The organism is Sphingobacterium sp. Lzh-3 (genome assembly GCF_046764375.1).
Classification (GTDB): domain Bacteria; phylum Bacteroidota; class Bacteroidia; order Sphingobacteriales; family Sphingobacteriaceae; genus Sphingobacterium.
On the sequence record NZ_CP177226.1, the window covers coordinates 6,198,106 to 6,204,105 of the forward strand.

General features: G+C 37.2%; 4 protein-coding genes. 3 read left to right on the forward strand and 1 reads right to left on the reverse strand.

Going from position 1 to position 6,000, the window contains the following annotated elements:
- The first annotated feature begins 268 nt into the window (after positions 1-268).
- Entirely contained in the window at positions 269-1,264 is a 996-nt protein-coding gene (nadA, locus tag ACLCDV_RS25940) for a quinolinate synthase NadA (protein ID WP_088163401.1), read from the forward strand.
- A gap of 222 nt (positions 1,265-1,486) precedes the next feature.
- Positions 1,487-2,539 (forward strand): thiamine-phosphate kinase, encoded by a 1,053-nt coding sequence (gene thiL / locus ACLCDV_RS25945; RefSeq protein ID WP_317669002.1) that lies wholly within the window; start codon positions 1,487-1,489, stop codon positions 2,537-2,539.
- 34 nt (positions 2,540-2,573) lie between these two features.
- Here the strand turns inward: thiL and ACLCDV_RS25950 are convergent, their stop codons facing one another.
- On the reverse strand, positions 2,574-3,362 hold the full coding sequence (locus tag ACLCDV_RS25950) for a segregation and condensation protein A (protein WP_286735536.1): 789 nt from the start codon (positions 3,360-3,362) through the stop codon (positions 2,574-2,576).
- Between the two features lie 160 nt (positions 3,363-3,522).
- On the opposite strand from ACLCDV_RS25950, the gene dxs reads away from it, so the two are divergent.
- Positions 3,523-5,451, forward strand: coding sequence for a 1-deoxy-D-xylulose-5-phosphate synthase (gene dxs / locus ACLCDV_RS25955; RefSeq protein ID WP_201666941.1), 1,929 nt, complete (start codon positions 3,523-3,525; stop codon positions 5,449-5,451).
- Positions 5,452-6,000 lie beyond the last annotated feature (549 nt).

The following is a 6,000-nucleotide window of genomic DNA, read 5'->3' on the forward strand; positions in this document are numbered from 1 at the left end:
TGCAAGATCATGAATTGGGCAGCAGTTGCAGTTGTTCGATCAAATTTGAAAACTGACATTATCCAATAAGCTGCGCTTGGAAGATCCGCTGTAATCTATTATCGATTAATAAGAGGCTTTATATCAGTGTTTTATCTGTTATTATCTAATAATGAATCACATCCAGGCGAGCGGTATATTACTACGACCTGATTAATTTGCTTTTAATTGACTTTTATATATCTAACAATGCTTATTTTTGCTGTTCATAAAAGTTGAAACTACTCGCATGGAAATTGTAAATTATGAGCTTCAAGCAAAAGGTTATATCGATGCTCCGATTGATCCCTCACTGGATTTGATTAAAGAGATCCAACGATTAAAGAAAGAAAAGAACGCTGTCATCTTGGCTCACTATTATCAAGAGTCTGAAATTCAAGATATAGCGGATTATATAGGAGATAGCCTTGGTTTATCCCAGGAAGCTGCGAAAACTGATGCAGATGTAATTGTTTTTGCTGGAGTACATTTCATGGCTGAGACGGCTAAAATACTTTCACCGACGAAAAAGGTTCTTCTGCCAGATGCCAAAGCAGGTTGTTCACTATCAGATTCTTGCCCACCGCATCTTTTCGCTAAATTTAAGGAACAATATCCTGATCATTTGGTCATCACTTATGTAAACTGTACGGCGGAATTGAAAGCGCTTTCCGATATCGTATGTACCTCTAGTAACGCTGTTCAGATCGTAGAGAGCCTGCCAGCGGATCAGAAGATCATTTTTGGCCCCGATCGTAATCTCGGAGCATACGTTAAAAAGAAAACAGGACGAGATCTTGTGCTTTGGAATGGTGCATGTATGGTCCATGAAATTTTTTCTCAAGATAAAATTGATCGTTTGAAAAGCGAGCACCCCGATGCTAAGTTTATTGCCCATCCGGAGTGTGAAGATCATATACTGGCGATAGCCGATTATGTGGGATCGACTGCGGGCATGCTTAAATTTACCCAGACCGATACGGCCCAAGCTTATATTGTTGCTACAGAATCAGGTATTCTCTACCAAATGCAAAAAGCAAGTCCACATAAGACTTTTATTCCTGCACCTCCTAATAATGCCTGTGCATGTAATGATTGCCCGCATATGAAGCTTAATACGCTTGAAAAGCTATACAACTGTCTAAAGTATGAGTCACCCGAAATCCTCCTTCCCGAAGATGTTATTCTCCGAGCCCAGCGTCCTATTGAACGTATGTTGGAAATATCGGCAAGTTTAGGCTTATAGAAATTTGCATAATTTTTGATCACAAGGATAATAACTGTTTGGTTTTCAATGATCATCAACAGCTTCATTAAGCTGCTTATATGTGCTTCAAAAGAGTGTAATGTATAAGCAGAGGAGCCATTGATCCTATAGTAATACTTATTTTGTAATGCCATCCGGATATATCTCTGGGAGATGATTATCAGCTGGCATTATCTATATTAAACTTTTAAACTTTTTAGCATGTTTGATTTTGATAACACCGAGCGAACCAATTTGGAAGAAATGGGTGAATTCGGTTTGATTGATTATATAAATAAAGCTGTAGAATTAACAGAAAAATCTACAATTAAAGGGATTGGCGATGATGCTGCTGTTCTAGATTTTGGAGGTAAGAAAACCTTGATATCTACAGATTTACTTTTGGAAGGAATTCATTTTGATCTTAGATATGTTCCGTTAAAACATTTAGGTTACAAAGCTGTTCAGGTCAATTTGAGCGATATTTACGCGATGAATGGAATAGCTTCACAAATTACCTTTTCGATAGGTCTGTCCTCAAAATTTCCATTGGAAGCTGTAGAAGAGATTTATCAGGGAGCATTGATTGCCTGTAAGAAATATAATGTTGACTTAATTGGCGGAGACACTTCGGCTTCAGCCCAAGGCTTGGTTATTTCTGTGACAAGCATAGGTTATGCTGATGCAGATCAGATCGTTTATCGTAGTGGTGCTCAGGAAGGTGATCTCTTGTGTGTGTCTGGTGATCTAGGGGCAGCTTATATGGGCTTACAGCTCTTGGAGCGCGAAAAGGATATCTATTTAGAAAATCCCAATGTACAGCCTGATTTAGAGGGAAAGGATTATATCGTTGAACGTCAATTGAAACCTGAAGCCCGGAAAGACATTGTTGAATTATTTGCCAAGCTAGGGATCAAGCCAACAGCGATGATGGATATTTCAGACGGGCTTGCATCGGAAATTCTACATATTTGTAGGCAATCTGACAAAGGTTGCAGATTATATGAGGAAAAGATTCCATTGGATCAGATGACTTATGATACGGGGCGGGAATTTGGTATTGATCCAACGGTAGCTGCACTAAATGGTGGTGAAGATTATGAACTACTGTTCACAATAGCTCAGGCTGATCATGATAAAATCAAAAACTTACCGGATATTAGCATTATTGGTTATATGACCCCAAGTACTGAAGGCTGTGAAATGATTTCCAAATCAGGGAATCTTTATCCGATAACGGCCCAGGGTTGGAATGCTTTTAAGAAAAAAGATTAATACGAAAAAGACCTGTTCAAAACAGGTCTTTTTTTTATGCTTCTTGCTCCTCAAGCCGGAGTTCCTCTACCTCATTTGGATCTCTTTCACCTACATTGAAATTGTTATAGCCTAAGCCCACTTCGATCTGTAATAATCTCTGTTGCAGCATTTCAAGAATTGCTAAAAAGTTATAGACAAACTGTATTTTATTTTCTGAGTTTTTAAGAATTTCTTGAAAATCCAACTTTTTATTGATTTCAATCAGTTCGGCTATTGCTTTCTTCTGTTGTTCAATGGTGTATGGATATTTGACAACTGTATGTGTTACTTCTGGGGGACGATTACGGAATTGATACATCATTTGCTCGTAAATCATCATTAGACTATAAAGGTCGAAGCTATCCAAATTTTCTCCGGTAGAATCTAATTTTAGTCTTTGTTGGATATCATAGCGTATGTTGCCTCGATTGTATAGTTTGAGACGATCCTCCTCCAAGACTCTCAAATCTTCACAGGTCTCTTTAAATTGCTTATAGAGAATAAGTTTTTGAACAAGATCTTCTCTAAGATCGATTTCATTCTCATTTTCATCTAGATCTAGGCGAGGCAAGAGCATTTTAGCTTTAATACGCATCAGTGTCGAAGCAACAAAGATAAACTCGCTTGCCATTTCCATATTGAGCGCTTGCATTTGGCTCACATACGATAAAAAATCATCTGTAATCTTTGAAATCGGTATATCGTGGATATTTAATTCATCCCGTTCGATAAAAAATAATAATAAATCAAAAGGTCCCTCAAATTGAGGAAGCTTGATTTCGTAGCCTTCTTCTACTTGCATATCTTATACAAATTTACATATAAAATCTTTTGGAATAACTTCGATACAAACTATTCATTATTTTATTTGTTGTACCTCAATATGTAAATGCGATTTAATTTTAAAGATTAAATAAAATTGTCGTTACTTTGTACGAACATATCATGTAAATAGCAGTACTATGCAGTTTGAGGCTGGAGAACTATTAAGTAAAATAAACGATCCCTCTGATCTTAAAAAGCTAAAGGAAGACCAATTAGAACAGTTAAGTCAGGAATTACGTCAATTTATTATTGATCAGGTTTCGGTTAATGGTGGTCACTTTGCAGCAAGTTTGGGAGTCGTCGAGTTAACGGTGGCGTTACATTACGTAATGAATACCCCATACGATCAATTGATCTGGGATGTGGGTCATCAGGCTTATGGGCATAAAATCCTAACAGGTCGCCGCGACATATTTCATACAAATCGAATTGAGAACGGGATTTCGGGCTTTCCAAACCGTTTTGAATCTAAATACGATGCATTTGGTGTTGGTCACTCGTCAACATCTATTTCTGCTGCGCTGGGTATGGCTGTTGCCTCTCAGATAAAAGGTGAGAAAGACCGTCAGCATATTGCTGTAATCGGTGATGGTGCATTGACGGGAGGAATGGCATTTGAGGCATTGAATCATGCTGGAATTTCTAAATCAAATCTTTTGGTGATCTTAAATGATAACTGCATGTCGATAGATCCGAATGTTGGTGCATTAAAGGAGTATTTAACAAGCATTACCACCTCTAAGCGATACAACAGATTTAGAGACGATATAGCAGCAGTATTGACAAAGATTTCAGAAGTTGGTCCCAATGCACTTGGCATTGCCAAAAAACTTGAAAAAAGCATAAAGGGAACTTTGCTGAAAAATGCTAATCTATTTGAATCTTTAAATTTTAGATACTTTGGACCAGTTGACGGGCACGATGTCAAAAAATTGGCTAAAACGCTTGAAGATCTTAAACACATACCAGGTCCCAAATTATTACATGCTGTCACTATCAAAGGAAAGGGCTTCGCATTGGCGGAGAAAGACCAGACGAAGTGGCACGCTCCAGGTTTATTTGATAAAATTACCGGTGAGATCAAGAAATCATCAAGTGACAAACCGGTGGCTCCCAAATTTCAGGATGTCTTTGGACATACCTTGGTGGAGCTTGCAGAAGAGAATGATAAGATTGTGGGTATAACACCTGCAATGCCATCCGGTTCTTCCATGAATATTATGATGAAAGCTATGCCTGAGCGTGCATTTGACGTTGGTATTGCCGAACAACATGCTGTTACTTTCAGTGCTGGACTTGCAACTCAGGGACTATTGCCATTTTGTAATATTTATTCATCATTTATGCAACGGGCCTATGATCAGGTAATCCATGATGTTGCATTGCAAAATCTGAACGTCGTTTTCTGTTTGGACCGTGCGGGCGTGGTAGGAGCAGATGGTGCAACACACCATGGAGCTTACGATATCGCTTTTATGCGCTGTGTTCCAAATATGACGGTTTCTGCGCCGATGAATGAGGAAGAGTTACGAAATTTAATGTATACAGCTCAGTTACCCAATAAAGGTCCATTTGTTATTAGATATCCGAGAGGAAATGGTGTTATGCCAGACTGGCGTCGTCCATTTACGGAAATTGAAATTGGAAAAGGACGTCTTATAACGGATGGGGAAGAGCTTGCTATATTGAGCTTTGGCGCTATAGGAAATGAAGCCGTTAAAGCGGTACAGCAGTTAAATGAATTAGGGATACACCCAGCACATTATGATCTTCGATTTGCTAAACCATTAGATGAAGTCTTACTCCATCAGGTCTTTAAAAAGTTTGATAAAATTATCACGGTTGAAGATGGAAGTTTACAAGGGGGCATAGGTTCGGCTGTATTGGAGTTTATGGCAGATCATGGATATCATAGCCAAGTGGTTCGTTTAGGTATTCCGGATAAGATCATTGAGCATGCTGAACAAAATGCACAGTGGAAGAATGCGCACTACGATGCGAATGCGATCATAGCAGAAGCTAAAAAACTTTGTAATGGAAAATTGACCAGTTCAATGGTCGGATAAAAGTTATACACTATAGAAACAAAAAAGGAGATCCCTATGGACCTCCTTTTTTGTTTCTATAGTATCACATTTTTGGAGATCACAATTAATCTCATATGTTACAATGTGTTTTTTTCTTTCGGATAAATTATACAGATTTTTGTTTTACAGTTGGACATAAATAAGTTGAATCGTCCATTAGCAAGGATGTTAAGTTGGCTTTAAATTCTTATAAATTTAATATTAAAAATATATGAACTAAAGATTGTAATTAGCTATTATTTTGGTTAATTTAGATTTAGACCTTAAGGACTGAGACGTAGTTAGTTTGCTACTTTTTTTGTTCTTTTTTTTCAAATAAATTTGGAATGTTAATAATTATTTTTAGAGATCAATTTTAGCGCTAGTTTTCCACAATTTTACATAGTAAACATCTGATATATAATGGTTTATTAATTATTTTATATTTTAGTTTTTTAGCTGATTTTTTTTTGTCATCTTCGTTCTCAGAGAAAGTTATCAACATATTTTTTGTCGCGTATTGTAAATCAACTTATTAACAATTTTAGA

Bases quoted from the DNA above. Each gene is read 5' to 3' on its own strand.
- nadA (WP_088163401.1), top strand. From the start codon at position 269: ATGGAAATTGTAAATTATGAGCTTCAAGCAAAAGGTTATATCGATGCT.
- thiL (WP_317669002.1), top strand. From the start codon at position 1,487: ATGTTTGATTTTGATAACACCGAGCGAACCAATTTGGAAGAAATGGGT.
- ACLCDV_RS25950 (WP_286735536.1), bottom strand. From the start codon at position 3,362: ATGCAAGTAGAAGAAGGCTACGAAATCAAGCTTCCTCAATTTGAGGGA.
- dxs (WP_201666941.1), top strand. From the start codon at position 3,523: ATGCAGTTTGAGGCTGGAGAACTATTAAGTAAAATAAACGATCCCTCT.